Source organism: Polymorphum gilvum SL003B-26A1 (assembly GCF_000192745.1).
Classification (GTDB): domain Bacteria; phylum Pseudomonadota; class Alphaproteobacteria; order Rhizobiales; family Stappiaceae; genus Polymorphum; species Polymorphum gilvum.
Genome location: NC_015259.1, coordinates 2,045,885 through 2,059,994, shown reverse-complemented (window position 1 = coordinate 2,059,994; position 14,110 = coordinate 2,045,885). Strand labels below are relative to the sequence as shown.

The window sequence follows — 14,110 nt, the reverse complement described above, 5'->3', positions numbered from 1 at the left end:
ATGACGCACGCACGCTGGGCGGGCCGGAACACGGACAAGGACGTCGTCCGCGACGAAGTCTGGACCGCCCTCGTCGACAACGAGGTCAATGTCGGCCCCGTGAACAGCCGGATCCCCAACTTCGCCGGCGCCGACGTCGCGGCCCTTAATCTGTCGCGCCTCGCCCAGTGGCAGGAAGCCAGGGTCGTGAAGTGCAACCCGGACCCACCGCAGATCCCGGTGCGCCTGCGCGCGCTCTATGACGGCAAGATCGTCTACGCGCCGGTGCCCGAACTGGTGAAGGGCTTTCCCTTCGTCCGCCTCGACCCGGACAAGCTGGACAGCAAGGGCGTCCAGTTCGAATTGGCCGCGACATCGCAAGGCTATCTGGAATACGGCGATCCCTGCGAGTTCGAGGACATGGAACCGCTCGATTTCATCGTCGTCGGCTGCGTGGCGGTGACCCGCAACGGCGGCCGCACCGGCAAGGGCGGCGGCTTCGCCGACCTCGAACTCGGCATCTTCCGCGAACTCGGCAAGGTCAAGGCCGACGCGCCGATCACCACCACCGTGCATTCGACCCAGGTGGTGGACAACGACCGGGTGATCATGCTCGACCATGACAGCGCGCTTCATTTCATTGCCACGGAAAAGGAACTGATCGACACCGCGACGCCCTATCCGCAGCCGACCGGCGTCGCCTGGGACTTCGTCCAGGAGGACCAGTACCGGGATATCCCCTTCCTCGAAACCCTGAGGTCGCGCATCACCGGCGCCTGAACAAGAGGCTGAACGAAAGGCCGAGAGGCGAAAGGCACATGGAGATAGATAGTCCGGCGGTGAAGGCCGAGGTCGAAGCGGTCTTCGCCGAATACGAAAAGGCGTTGACGACCAACGATGTTGCCACGCTCGACCGGTTGTTCCTCGATGCCCCGACGACGATCCGCTACGGCGGTGGCGAGAACCTGTACGGCTATGGCGAGATCGCCGCGTTCCGTGCCGGCCGTTCGCCAGCGGGACTCGCACGCCGACTGGCGCGTACGGTGATCACCGCCTACGGGCGCGATTTCGCCACCGCCTCGACCCTGTTCTACCGCGACGGCGCCCCCGGCAAGGTCGGCCGACAGATGCAGACCTGGGTGCGCACCGGGGACGGCTGGAAAGTGGTCGCAGCCCATGTCAGCGTCATCGACGATGTCTGAGCCGGATGTGACGACGGCGGTTGCCGCCACGCGCCGCGTCGGCTATCGGCGAAAAACGGCCCCTGACGACAGAAAGACCCGCGCCATGCCGGAGCGAACCGAGGACACAACGGCCCGCGTGCCCCGCACCCGGACGGAAGACATCCGCCTCCAGCTTGCCGACGAAATCGTCAGGGGCGAGCTCGCTCCCGGCACGCAGCTGGACGAAATGGGCCTCGCTACCCGCTTCAGGGTATCGCGCACGCCGATCCGCGAGGCCCTGCGCCTGCTGGAGACGAGCGGCCTCGTCGAACTGAAGCCCCATCGCGGCTGCTTCGTCGCCAGCCTGTCGGCCGAGAAGCTGGAAGAGCTGTTCGTCGCCATGGCGGAACTCGAAGCGGTCTGTGCCGGCCTTGCCGCCGTCAACATGACCCCGGACGAGCGCAAGGCCCTGGAAGTGCTGCTCGACGCCATGGCCGAACCGATGCGGGCGGGCGACCCGCAACGCTATCACGAACTCAACGAGCGCTTTCACAACGCCATCTATGACGGCAGTCACAACGGCCATCTGGCGGGCCTCACCCTGGCCACGCGCATCCGCCTGGCGCCGTTCCGCCGTGCCCAGTTCCGAACCCTCGGTCGCCTCGCCCGCTCGCAGGAGGAACACGCCCGCATCGTCGATGCCATCCTGCGCGGCGACCGGAAGGGCGCCACCGACGTGATGCGCGCCCATATCGACACGGTCCGGATCTCGTTCGAGACCTATGTCCACCAACGCTAGCGTCCGGTCCGCCCCCCAGGCAACGCGGGGCCGGATCCGGACAAACGGCATCCGGACAAATGGAAAAGGGCGGACAGATGCCTGCCCGCCCGACTCCTTCAACTCGGCTCACGTTACCCTGCGCCCTCGACGGGATGCCGCCGGAGCGCCGGCACCGTGATTGGAGAGACCTCAGCCTCCCCCCTTGGTGCTCGGAGGCGGCGGCACCCAATGCCCGCCAGCCGCTCCGCCGGCCGGAGGCCACGTACTCGGCTGTTTGCCTGAACCGGGACCAGGGGCAGGTCCGGGTCCACCACCGCCACCTGGTGGCGGTGGTGGAGGAGGCGGCGGTCCGGGCCGCGGCCGCGGACGATGGTCGGGACGATAGCCGGGCCGGTAACCGGGATGATAGCCCGGATCGTAATAGCGCGGACCGCGATAGATCGGTGGCGGATAGTAGACCGGCGGCGGCAGGATCACCGCCGGAGGCGGCGGCGGCCGGCGGTAGCCGCTGGCCCCTGCGACATACCGAGCGCTGACGTAACCGCGCCGTCCCGCGTACCAGACGGCACACCAGGATGTGCAGCTGTCGACCTCCACGAGCGCCCCGCGCGGAATGACCAGGATCACGCCATACCCGGTGCCCGGACCGGTGCGCATGTTCACGTCGGCGGTGACCTGGCCGGTCCAGGCCAAAGCGGCGCCGGACAGCAACATGCCGGCGGCAAGCCACGCAGAAAAGACGAACTTCCTCATTGGGCGACCTTTCCCAGGATGCCTATGCCGCACGCTAGCAGAGCTGCCACCAGCCGAGTTTGACACCGGTCAAACCGCCGCGTCGCAGATCGGTTCCCCACGTCGACCGCACGACGCTAGAAACGCAATCCGGCTGAATTGTGTCGCCCGCCCGCGCGTTTCCGGCGGCTGTAATCGCTGCCGGGCATCATTGCTCATCCAGCCATCGCTCATCCAGCCATTCCAGGGGCAGGCGGAACCTGACGTTCTGTGCGTGGGCACTCGTCGGCGCGGTCGCGCTCCTGCCGGGATGGGTGTCCCATCAGGTCGTGTTCGGCATGACGCGAAGTATTTGGCATCCGGCACGACTTGTCCCATATGTGGGACCATCGACCGCTTCAACCGCACTTCAGGATCTCCCATGTCCGACAATCCGCTGCTCACCCCGTGGTCCACGCCCTTCGGCCTGCCGCCCTTCGCCGAGATCCGGGCCGAGCATTTCCGCGAGGCGTTCGAGACCGCAATGCGCGAGGCGCGGGCCGAGATCGACGCCATCGCCGCTCAGGCGGAACCGCCGAGCTTCGACAACACGGTCGCCGCACTCGAGCGGTCGGGCAAGGCGCTGACCAGGGTCGCGCGCACCTTCTTCAACCTGACCGGCGCCGACACCAACCCGCAACTGCAGGATATAGAACGCGAAATCGCGCCGAAACTGGCACGCCACAGCTCCGAGACGCTGCTCAACGGCGCGCTTTTCCGGCGCATCGCCGCTCTTTGGGACGCGCGCGAGGGGCTTGGTCTCGATGCGGAACAGGCGCGGGTGCTGGAGCGCTATCACCTGATGTTCCAGCGCGCCGGTGCGGGCCTCGACGACGCCGGCAAGGCGCGCATGGCGGAGATTTCCCAGCGCCTGGCGACCCTCGGCACGCAGTTTTCGCAAAACGTGCTGAAGGACGAGGCGGAGTACAGGCTGGTCCTGGAGACCGAGGCCGATCGCGCCGGCCTGCCTGATTTCCTGCTCGCGGCGGCAGCCGCGGCGGCCAGGGAGCGGGGATTGGACGGCAAGCACGTCATCACCCTGTCGCGCTCGTCGATCGAGCCCTTCCTGCAGTTTTCCACCAACCGCGCCTTGCGCGAGGAGGCGTTCAGGGCCTGGGCGAGCCGCGGCGAAACCGGCGGCGAGACTGACAATCGCGCCATTGTGGCCGAGACCATCGCGCTGCGGGCGGAGAAGGCGCGCCTGCTCGGCTACGAGACGTATGCCCACTACAAGCTCGACGACGCCATGGCCAAGACCCCGGACGCGGTGCGCGACCTGCTGGTCAAGGTGTGGGATCCGGCGGTGACGCGGGCCGCCGCGGAGCGCGACCGGCTGGCCGATATGGCCCGCAGCGAGGGCGAGAACGCGCCGATCGCGTCGTGGGATTGGCGCCACTATGCCGAGAAAGTCCGCAGGCGTGACCACGATCTCGACGAGGCGGAGCTGAAGCCCTACCTGCAGTTGGACCGGATGATCGACGCCGCGTTCGACACCGCGCACCGGCTTTTCGGACTTTCCTTCAAGGAGCTCAATGGCTTGCCGGTCTATCACCCGGACGTGCGGGTGTTTGAGGTAAGCGACCGGGCCGGCCGGCACGTCGGCCTGTTCCTGGGCGACTACTACGCCCGGCCGTCCAAGCGCTCGGGCGCCTGGATGAGCGCATTTCGCGCCCAGGAAAAACTCGACGGGGATATCGCACCGATCATCGTCAACGTGATGAACTTCGCCAGGGGCGCCGACGGCGAGGCGACGCTGCTCACCTTCGACGACGCCAGCACGCTGTTCCACGAGTTCGGCCACGCCCTGCACGGCCTCCTGTCGGACGTGACTTATCCCGTGATTTCAGGCACTTCGGTCGCCCGGGACTTCGTCGAACTGCCGTCCCAGCTGTACGAGCACTGGCTGTCGCAGCCGGCCGTGCTGTCGCGTTTCGCGGTCCATTACAGGACCGGCGAGCCGATGCCCAAGGCCCTGCTCGACAAGCTGCTGGCGGCGGAAAACTTCAACCAGGGATTCGCGACTGTTGAATATGCCGCCTGCGCGCTGGTCGATCTGGAGATGCATCTGCTCACCGAAACCGAGGGGCTGGACGTGTCGGCCTTCGAGAGGGAGACGCTGGAGCGGATCGGCATGCCGGGGGAAATCATCATGCGCCACCGAGTGCCGCATTTCGCCCATGCGTTTGCCGGCGAAGGATATTCCGCGGGCTATTACAGCTACATGTGGTCGGAAGTGATGGATGCCGACGCCTTCGGCGCGTTCGAGGAGGCGGGGGATATCTTCGATCCCGAGACAGCCGAACGGCTCCACCGCCACATCTATTCGGCCGGCGGCCGCCCGGACCCGGAAGAGGCCTACAAAGCCTTCCGCGGCCGGGCGCCGACCATCGACGCGCTCCTGGAAAAGCGCGGTCTGAAGGTCGCCTGAGTCTTCATCTCGAGTGACATGAAACGGCCCTAGCCATCAGGTTTATCGGCCATTTTAATGTCCACGCCTTGCCCTGCGACGCCGTGTCTGGCGAGCAGGAATCGACTCTCTACCCGGCTCCGGATATGGCTTTTCGAAGCGCCGTTGCGCAGCCTGAGCGACCCTGTCCGGACTCTGTCCTACATGTGTCCGGAGTCGCTCCGGGATCCCGCCGGCCTTGCACGATCGCGTCCCCCTCGCGCCCGGAGCGGCGCACCGACCCCTTTCCGGAGCCGCCATGAGCCACCACCTCCCCCTCGTTCCCGACCGGACCGCTCCGCTGTTCCGCGTCGCTCTCGTCGCCGGCGGTCTCGCCGGCATGGCCGGGGTGATGCTGGCCGCGCTTGCCTCCCATGCCGACACGACCGGCATGATGCGACCGGCCGCCGACATGCTGCTGGTCCACGCACCCGCCCTGCTGGCGCTCGGTGTCATGGCGCAGGTGCGCCGGGTGCCGCTGCTGCCGGTCGCCTTCGCGCTGATCGTCGCCGGGCTGGCACTGTTTTGCGGCGACCTGATCAGTCGGGCCGTCCAGGACACCCGCCTGTTTGCGATGGCGGCGCCGACCGGCGGCATGTTGATGATCGTCGGCTGGGCCGCGGTGGCGCTGTCGGCCTCGATCGTGCGCGGTCGCTGACCGGATCCGTTCGAAGGGGCATGCATTCGGCGCGCCGGATTGCTAAGAAGATCGTCGCCGCCGCCCGTCGCGGGGCGCTCAACGGGGGATAGTGCCGTGGACCAGTCTGTCGCAGCCGTCGTCGCCGAGAGGGAGCCGGACTACGTTCCGCCCCATCCCTACCGGCACGAGACGATGCCGTCGGTCATCGAACTGATGGGGCTGGCGCGCAAGAACTTCCTGTCGATCTGGAGCAAGGGCAACTTCTCCTCGCGGCTGATGAGCCAGCAGGTGCTGCGCCGCCTGCTCGTCGTCTGCAACAGCCCGGACGTGGTCCAAGAGGCGTTCCAGACCAACCATGCGGTGCTGCAGCGCAAGAGCCCGCAGATGCGCCATGCGCTTGAACCGCTGATCGGCGACGGCCTGTTCATCTCCGATAGCGACATCTGGCGGCGCCGGCGCAAGGTGGTGGCGCCGATCATCCACGGCTCGCGTGTGCCGGGCTTCGCCCCGATCATGGTCGACACGATCGAGGAGAAGCGCGCCGAATGGGCGGCGCGCGGCGCCGGCGGCGAGGTCGACGCGCTGGCCGAGATGGCGCATCTGACCGCGGAAATCATCTGCCGCACAATCTTCGGCCGCAACCTCGGCCGCAACTATGCCAGCGAGATCGTCGAGGGCTTTTCCGACTACCAGCGCTACATCGACCAGGTCGACCTGCCGGCGATGCTCGGCCTGCCCGAGTGGCTACCACGCTTCCGCCGTCCGGCGGTGCACCGCTCGGTCAAGCGCATCCTCGGCGTGCTCGACGAGATCATCGACAGCTACCAGGCGATGAAGGACAGCGGCGAGGTCTCGGTCATCGGCGGCCTGCTCGAGGCGCGCGACGAGGACGGCGCGCCGCTTAGCCGTGAGGCGATCCGCAACGAGGCGGCGGTGATCTTCATGGCCGGCCACGAGACGACCGCCAACACGCTCGCCTGGGCCTGGTTCCTGCTGTCGCAGGCGCCGCGGGTGCGCGAGCGGCTGCACGCCGAACTCGACAGCGTGCTCGGCGACGCGCCGCCGAGCTTCGCCGACGTCGCCCGCCTGCCCTACACCAAAGCCGTGATCGAGGAGACGCTGAGGCTCTACCCGCCGGTGCCGATCCTCGCCCGCGAGGCGATGGCGGACACCACGGTCGGCGGCAAGAGGATCCCGAAGGGCACGATCCTGATGGTGGTGCCCTGGCTGCTGCACCGCAATCCGACCCTGTGGCCGGACGCCGACGCCTTCCGTCCCGAACGCTTCCTGGAGGGCGAAGGCACGCGGCCGTCGAAATACGGCTACGTGCCGTTCAGCATCGGCCCGAGGATCTGCGCCGGCCTGCAGTTCGGCCTGACCGAATCGATCCTGAGCCTTGCGATCCTCGCCCGCGCCTTCGACCTGCGGCTGAAGCCGGGCGCCGACATCCAGCCGGTGTGCCGGCTGACCCTGCGTCCCGGCGACGCGCTGCCGATGACGCTTCACCCGCGCACCGCCTGACCGAGCATGGACGCCCTCAACAAGACAGCCGGTGCCGTGTCCCCCAAACCGGCCGCGCTCGACGACATCCCGTTCGACGCCACGCGCGCGCCCGCACCGGTGCCGCCGCCACTCTCCTGGCTGCTGTCCACCGACCCATGGAGGCGCAAGACCTTCGTCAGCCACTGGCTCCTGGATCCCTTGAGCGGCGCCCTCAGCCATCTGTTCCATCACGCCCTGCGCCTGCTGCCGGCTGCGGCCTGCTCCGGCTTCGGCGCGACGCTGGCGCCGCTGGCACAGCGCCGCTACGCCCACCGCGTCTTCGCCAAACGCATCCGCAGCAACATGGCACTGCTGAGGCCCGACCTCGCCGCCGACGAGACGGCCCTCGACGCGGTCCTCGCCCGCTGGTGGACCAGCGTCGGGCGTGCCTATGCGGAGTATTCGAGCGTCGAGCGGATGCAGGCGGCGGGCCTGATCGCCATCGAGGGCCGGTCCCATCTCGATGCCGCACTGGCGAGCCGCCGACCGCTGGTCTGCGCCTCCGTGCATGTCGGCTGCTGGGAGGGGCTGATGGCAACCCTGCCCCATGCGCTCGGCCGACCGGTGACCGGCCCGTTCCAGCCTGAGCCCAACCGCTTCACCAACGCGCTCATCCATGCCCTGCGCAAACGGCGCGGCCAGCACCTGTTCCCCGCGGGCGTGCGCAGCGCCGGATACCTCTATCGCGTGCTGACGTCGGGGGCTGCGGACGGCCTGTTCTTCGTCGACGAGGTACGCGCGCTGCAGATCCACCTGCCCGCTTTCGGCCGGCCCCTGCCGGAAACCGGCAACGCGGTCAAACTCGCCAAGTTCGCCCGCGCCGCCGATGCGCTGATCCTGCCGGTCTACCTGGCGCGGACCGAGGGCGCCCGCTTCGCCATGACCTTCCTGCCGGCCTTCGAGCCGGTCTCGGACGCCGAGACCGTCGCCCGGCTCGACGCCGTGTTCGAACGCGTTATCCTCGACCATATCGACCAGTGGTACATGTTGCACGAGTTGCGGCCGGCGAAGGGACCCGCGATCACCGCGCCCCGACGCGCAGCGGCGCCGGAGGCGGTCGGTTAGACGGGCGCGGCTCGCCGCAACGGCGTGTCGGATTCAGACCAATCGAGGACCGAAACCCGTCACGCCGGCCGCGCCGCAGCGGAGAAGATGCGGGGCGCGCCGGGGCGACTGCGGTCCGGGGCGGGTTCGCATGCTCACACGGCCGGCATGACCGACCGACGGGGAGTGATCAGTCGATGGCGCGCTATTCGTTTCTGGAACTGGCCAAGAACGCCTTCACCGCGCACCGCAACTGGGGCCGGCAGTGGCGCGCGCCGGAGCCGAAGCCCGCCTACGACGTCGTCATCATCGGCGGCGGCGGCCATGGCCTGGCGACGGCCTATTACCTGGCCAGGGAACACGGCATCCGCAACGTCGCGGTGGTCGAGAAGGGCTGGCTCGGCGGCGGCAACACCGGCCGCAACACCACCATCGTGCGCTCCAACTACCTGTGGGAGGAAAGCGCCCGGCTCTACCAGCACGCCCTTAACCTGTGGGACGGGCTGTCGCAGGAACTGAACTACAACGTCATGTATTCCAAGCGCGGCGTCATGATGCTCGCCCACACGGTGCACGACGTGCAGGTGTTCAAGCGCCACATCCACGCCAACCGGCTGGCCGGCGTCGAGAACGAATGGCTGAGCGCGGAGGAGGCCAAGGCGTTCTGCCCGCCGCTAAACATCTCGAACACCATCCGCTATCCGGTCGTCGGCGCCGCGCTGCAGCGGGTCGGCGGCACGGCGCGCCACGACGCAGTCGCCTGGGGCTATGCGCGCGCAGCCGACGCGCTCGGCGTCGACATCCTGCAGAACTGCCTGGTGACCGGCATCCGCCGCGGGCCGGACGGCGCGGTGACCGGCGTCGACACCTCAAGGGGCTTCATCGGCGCCAAGAAGATCGGCTGCGTCGCCGCCGGCAACACCTCGGCGGTGATGGCCATGGCCGGGCTGAAGCTGCCGCTGGAATCCAACCCGCTGCAGGCGCTGGTGTCGGAGCCGGTCAAGCCGGCGTTTCCCTGCGTGGTGATGTCCAACACCATCCACGCCTACATTTCCCAGTCGGACAAGGGCGAGCTGGTGATCGGCGCCGGCACCGACCAGTTCGTGTCCTATTCCCAGGCCGGCGGCCTCCACATCACCACCCACACGATCGACGCCATCTGCGAGCTGTTCCCGATGTTCCGGCGCATGCGCATGCTGAGGAACTGGGGCGGCATCGTCGACAACACGCCGGACCGCTCGCCGATCATCGGCAAGACGCCGGTGCCGGGCCTGTTCGTCAACTGCGGCTGGGGCACCGGCGGCTTCAAGGCGACGCCCGGCTCCGGCCACGTCTTCGCCCACACGCTCGCGACCGGCGAGCCGCATCCGATCGCCGCGCCCTTCTCGCTCGACCGGTTCCGCACCGGCCGGCTGATCGACGAGGCGGCGGCCGCCGCCGTGGCCCACTGAGGGAAGCGCCCATGCTGCTGATCCATTGCCCCTATTGCGGCGTCGAGCGACCCGAGATCGAATTCCGCTACGGCGGCGAGGCCCATATCGCCCGACCCGCAGATCCCTCGGCGCTGTCGGACGAGGACTGGGCACAGTTCCTCTACATGCGCTCCAACACGCGCGGCCTGCTGGCCGAACGCTGGCGCCACGCCCACGGCTGCGGCCGGTTCTTCAACGCCGTGCGCGACACGGTGAGCGACCGGTTCATCCGCACCTACAAGGCCGACGAGCCGAAGCCCGACCTCGACGCGCTGGCGGCGGAGGCGGCCCGATGAGCGCGATTTCCGGCACGACGCAGCCCTTCCGCACCAGGAGCGGCGGGCGCATCGACCGCGGCCGGCCGCTGCGCTTCCGCTTCGACGGCACGGCCTATCAGGGCCACGCCGGCGACACGCTGGCCTCCGCGCTGCTGGCCAACGGCGTCCACCTCGTCGGCCGCTCGTTCAAGTACCATCGGCCGCGCGGCATCCTGAGCGCCGGATCGGAGGAGCCGAACGCGCTGGTCGGCGTCTGCCGCCGCGGCGACCAGACGCCCAACCTGCGCGCGACCCAGGTCGAGCTGTACGAGGGTCTGGCGGCGATCAGCCAGAACCGCTTCCCGTCGCTCGGCTTCGACGTCGGCGCGGTCAACGACTGGCTATCGCCGCTGTTTCCGGCCGGTTTCTACTACAAGACCTTCATGTGGCCGAGGCGCTTCTGGGACCGCGTCTACGAGCCGATGATTCGCGCCGCCGCCGGCCTCGGCAAGGCGCCGAAGACCCCGGACGCCGACCGCTACGCCAATCTCTACGCCCATTGCGACGTGCTGGTGATCGGCGCCGGGCCGGCGGGGCTGGCCGCCGCGCTGGCGGCGAGCGACAGCGGCGCGCGGGTGATCCTGTGCGACGAGCAGGCCGAGTTCGGCGGTTCCCTGCTGGCCGAAACGGCCGGCACCATCGAGGGCAAGGCGCCGGCCGACTGGGTGCGCGACACGGTGGCGACGCTGGCGGCGCGCGGCGGCGTGACGCTGCTGGCGCGCACCACTGCCTTCGGCTATTTCGCCCAGAACTTCGTCGCCCTGGCCGAACGCGTCACCGACCACCTGGCCGATCCCGATCCGGCGCTGCCGCGCGAGCGGCTGTGGCAGGTGCGCGCCAGGGAGGTGGTGATCGCGGCCGGCGCGCTGGAGCGGCCGCTGGTGTTTCCCGACAACGACCGGCCCGGCATCCTGCTCGCCGAGGCCGGGCGAACCTATCTCAACCGCTATGGCGTCAGGCCCGGCCGGAGCGTCCTGGTCGCCACCGCCTGCGACAGCGCCTGGACGGCGGCTTTCGACCTCGCCGACGCCGGCGTGTCGGTCGCCGCCATCGCCGACCTCCGCGCCGCGCCCCCGGAGGCGCTGGTCGCGGCGGCGCGCGAGCGCGGCCTGCGCGTCGAGACCGCCTGCGTGGTCACCGGCACCCGGGGACGGCTGCGCGTGTCGGGCGCCCTGCTCGGCCGGCTGCGCGCCGACGGCACGGTTGCCGCCGCCGGCGAACTCGCCTGCGATGCGCTGCTGATGTCGGGCGGCTGGACGCCGACGGTGAGCCTGCATTCGCAGTCGCGCGGCAAGGTCGCGTGGGACGATGCCGCCGGCGCCTTCCTGCCCGGAGCGTCGGCGCAGCGGGCGCGCTCGGCCGGCGCCTGCCGCGGCGTCTTCGGTCTGGCCGCGACGCTCGACGACGGCTATGCCGCCGGCGAGCAGGCGGCCGAGGCGGCGACCGGCGCGGCGCCGCGGACGAAGCCGATCCGCGCCGCCGGCGCCCATGCCGGCACCGGCGGCACCCTGGGCGCCCTGCCCCACGACCGCGACGCCGGCCGCGTCAAGGCCTTCGTCGACTTCCAGAACGACGTCACCGCCAAGGACGTGCGGCTGGCGGTGCGCGAGGGGCTGCACTCGATCGAGCACATCAAGCGCTACACCACCACCGGCATGGCGACCGACCAGGGCCGGCTGTCCAACCTCAACGCGCTGGCGATCGCCGCCGAGGCGCTCGGCCGGCCGATCCCCGAGGTCGGCCTGACCACCTTCCGTCTGCCCTACACGCCGACGACCTTCGGCACCTTCGCCGGCGCCTCGCGCGGCATCCTGTTCGACCCCGAGCGCCGGACGCCGTCGCACGCGCGCGCCGAGGCCGCGGGCGCGGTGTTCGAGGACGTCGGCCAGTGGAAGCGGGCGCGCTACTTCCCGCAAGAAGGCGAGGACATGCCCGCTGCGGTGGCGCGCGAATGCGCCACCGTGCGCCGAGCCGTCGGCGTGTTCGACGCCTCGACGCTGGGCAAGATCGAGGTCGTCGGTCCGGACGCCGCGACCTTCCTGGAGCGGATGTACACCAACCCGTTCAAGGGCCTGAAGCCCGGTCGCTGCCGCTACGCGCTGATGCTGAACGAGGCCGGCTTCGTCATCGACGACGGCGTCGTCGGCCGCCTCGCCGACGACCGCTTCCACGTCACGACGACGACCGGCGGCGCCGCGCGCGTGTTCGCCGCGATGGAGGACTACCGGCAGACCGAATGGCCCGACCTCGACGTCTGGATCACCTCGACCACCGAGCAGTGGGCGGTGATCGCCGTGCAGGGGCCGCTGGCGCGCGAGACGATCGCCCCCTTCGTCGCCGGCATCGACCTTGCCCCCGACGCCCTGCCGCACATGAGCGTGGCGGCCGGGCGCTTTTCCGGCCTGCCCTGCCGGCTGTTCCGCGTCTCCTTCACCGGCGAGCTCGGCTTCGAGGTCAACGTGCCCGCGCGCCACGGCGCGGCGGTTTGGGACGCGCTGTGCCACGCGGCGGAACGGCGCGGCGGCTGCGCCTACGGCACCGAGGCGATGCACGTGCTGCGCGCCGAGAAGGGCTACATCATCGTCGGCCAGGAGACCGACGGCACGGTGACGCCGGCCGACCTCGGCCTCGAGTGGGCGATCGGCAAGGCCAAGCCCGACTTCGTCGGCAAGCGCTCGCTCGCCCGCCCCGACCTCGCCGCCGCCGGCCGCAAGCAGCTGGTCGGGCTGCTGACCGAAGACCCGGCCCGGGTGCTGGAGGAAGGCGCGCAGGTGACCCTCGAGGCGGAGCCGGCCAGGGGCACGCCGGCGCGCGGCCACGTCACCTCCGCCTACTGGAGCCCGGCCGCCGGCCGCTCGATCGCGCTGGCGCTGGTCGAGGACGGCCGCGCGCGCACCGGCGAGACGCTGCACGTGCCGATGCCGGCCGGCGCGCTCCGCGTGAGGGTGGTCGAGCCGGTGTTCCACGACCCGCAGGGAGAACAACTCCATGGCTGACGCCGCGATGGCCGACATTCATCTGCCCGATGCCGGCGAGGCGCCGGTGGTCAGCCTGTCGGCGGTGTCCGTGCTGCGCGCCGACGCGCTGACGCGCTTTTCCTTCCGCGGCCCACGGGCCGCGCGCGCCGCGGCCTCGGCCGCCTTCGGCGTCGCGCTGCCTGACGGCCCCGCTCGCCTCGGCGGCAGCGGGCACGCGCGCCGCACTCTGGCTCGGCCCCGACGAGTGGCTGCTGCTGGCCGGCGAAGACGACGGCGCGGCGGTCGAGGCCGCGCTTGCCGCCGCCCTCGCCGGCCTGCCGCACGCGCTGGTCGACGTCTCGCACCGCCAGGACGGCCTGATCGTCACCGGCGCGCGCGCCGCCTGGCTGTTGAACGCGGGCGTGCCGATCGACCTCGACCCGGCCGCCTTCCCGCCCGGCACGGCGACCCGCACGCTGTTCCACAAGGCCGAGATCGTGCTGTGGCGCACCGACGAGGACGTCTTTGTGCTGGAAGCCTGGCGCACGTTCCTGCCCTACGTCGAGGGCCTGCTCGCCGACGCCGCGCTGGAGCTTTCGGCGCGGTGACGGGGATGGCCTGTGATCTGGCCATGTTTCTGCGCTGCATCGAACTTCCTGAGGTCATGGCCGACTGGTCGTTGACCAGCCTTCGACGAAAGCCGATCAAGATTGGAGCCCGCGTCGTACTCCACGCCCGTGCCATCATATTCCAACCGGCCAAGTCCGCGGTCCCAGGCCCGATGGTGCGCGCCCTCCTCGCCACGATCCGCCGACTGCGCGCGCCACTGACATGCGCGTGACCGCGATCCAGACCCAACAGAACGAACGCGGCTCGACAGGTCTGTCCGACGCGCCGGAAAACCTCGCCGCTGGGCCAGAACGGCACGGATTCTCGGCATGAGCCGCCTGCCTCCGGGCATTTCTGCAACACCGGAGGCCTCAGAGGCAAACCGAACT

Annotated in this window: 12 protein-coding genes and 1 pseudogene; 12 read left to right on the top strand and 1 reads right to left on the bottom strand. The window is 69.8% G+C overall.

The genetic code is table 11. From position 1 onward, the window contains the following. From SL003B_RS09915 to SL003B_RS09905, 3 genes are all read left to right on the top strand, one after another. Positions 1-759 carry a 5-formyltetrahydrofolate cyclo-ligase gene (locus SL003B_RS09915; protein WP_013652704.1) on the top strand — a complete coding sequence of 253 codons (759 nt, stop codon included), beginning with the start codon at positions 1-3 and terminating at the stop codon, positions 757-759. Positions 760-797: 38 nt separating this feature from the next. Next, a complete protein-coding gene (gene hpxZ, locus SL003B_RS09910) occupies positions 798-1,181 on the top strand; it encodes an oxalurate catabolism protein HpxZ (RefSeq protein ID WP_041375480.1) in 384 nt (127 codons plus the stop codon). 85 nt (positions 1,182-1,266) lie between these two features. Beyond that, positions 1,267-1,941 (top strand): GntR family transcriptional regulator, encoded by a 675-nt coding sequence (locus SL003B_RS09905; RefSeq protein WP_049792659.1) that lies wholly within the window; start codon positions 1,267-1,269, stop codon positions 1,939-1,941. Between the two features lie 171 nt (positions 1,942-2,112). On the opposite strand, the gene SL003B_RS24110 is transcribed toward SL003B_RS09905, so the two are convergent. Further along, on the bottom strand, positions 2,113-2,580 hold the full coding sequence (locus SL003B_RS24110; RefSeq protein WP_422613604.1) for an SH3 domain-containing protein: 468 nt from the start codon (positions 2,578-2,580) through the stop codon (positions 2,113-2,115). A gap of 496 nt (positions 2,581-3,076) precedes the next feature. Here SL003B_RS24110 and SL003B_RS09900 point away from each other — a divergent pair, with 496 nt between their 5' ends. The 9 genes and pseudogenes from SL003B_RS09900 to SL003B_RS09860 form a co-directional block, all read left to right on the top strand. Next, positions 3,077-5,122 carry a M3 family metallopeptidase gene (locus tag SL003B_RS09900; RefSeq protein WP_013652700.1) on the top strand — a complete coding sequence of 682 codons (2,046 nt, stop codon included), beginning with the start codon at positions 3,077-3,079 and terminating at the stop codon, positions 5,120-5,122. 277 nt (positions 5,123-5,399) lie between these two features. Then, positions 5,400-5,798, top strand: a complete 399-nt coding sequence (locus tag SL003B_RS09895) for a DUF423 domain-containing protein (protein ID WP_013652699.1) — start codon at positions 5,400-5,402, stop codon at positions 5,796-5,798. Positions 5,799-5,894: 96 nt separating this feature from the next. Continuing rightward, on the top strand, positions 5,895-7,301 hold the full coding sequence (locus tag SL003B_RS09890; protein WP_013652698.1) for a cytochrome P450: 1,407 nt from the start codon (positions 5,895-5,897) through the stop codon (positions 7,299-7,301). Between the two features lie 36 nt (positions 7,302-7,337). Next, positions 7,338-8,387, top strand: coding sequence for a lysophospholipid acyltransferase family protein (locus tag SL003B_RS09885; RefSeq protein WP_158306631.1), 1,050 nt, complete (start codon positions 7,338-7,340; stop codon positions 8,385-8,387). Between the two features lie 176 nt (positions 8,388-8,563). Continuing rightward, positions 8,564-9,817, top strand: coding sequence for a sarcosine oxidase subunit beta family protein (locus tag SL003B_RS09880; RefSeq protein ID WP_013652696.1), 1,254 nt, complete (start codon positions 8,564-8,566; stop codon positions 9,815-9,817). Positions 9,818-9,828: 11 nt separating this feature from the next. Then, positions 9,829-10,134, top strand: a complete 306-nt coding sequence (locus tag SL003B_RS09875) for a sarcosine oxidase subunit delta (protein ID WP_013652695.1) — start codon at positions 9,829-9,831, stop codon at positions 10,132-10,134. Then, positions 10,131-13,151: a sarcosine oxidase subunit alpha family protein gene (locus SL003B_RS09870; protein WP_013652694.1), complete on the top strand. Its 3,021-nt coding sequence runs from the start codon at positions 10,131-10,133 to the stop codon at positions 13,149-13,151. Before SL003B_RS09875 ends, SL003B_RS09870 begins: the two co-directional genes overlap by 4 nt. Positions 13,152-13,312: 161 nt before the next feature. Next, a complete protein-coding gene (locus SL003B_RS23820) occupies positions 13,313-13,720 on the top strand; it encodes a sarcosine oxidase subunit gamma (RefSeq protein WP_277914627.1) in 408 nt (135 codons plus the stop codon). A 5-nt stretch (positions 13,721-13,725) separates the two neighbouring features. Further along, positions 13,726-13,953, top strand: a pseudogene (locus SL003B_RS09860) (transposase); the annotation flags it as partial. Positions 13,954-14,110: the final 157 nt, after the last annotated feature.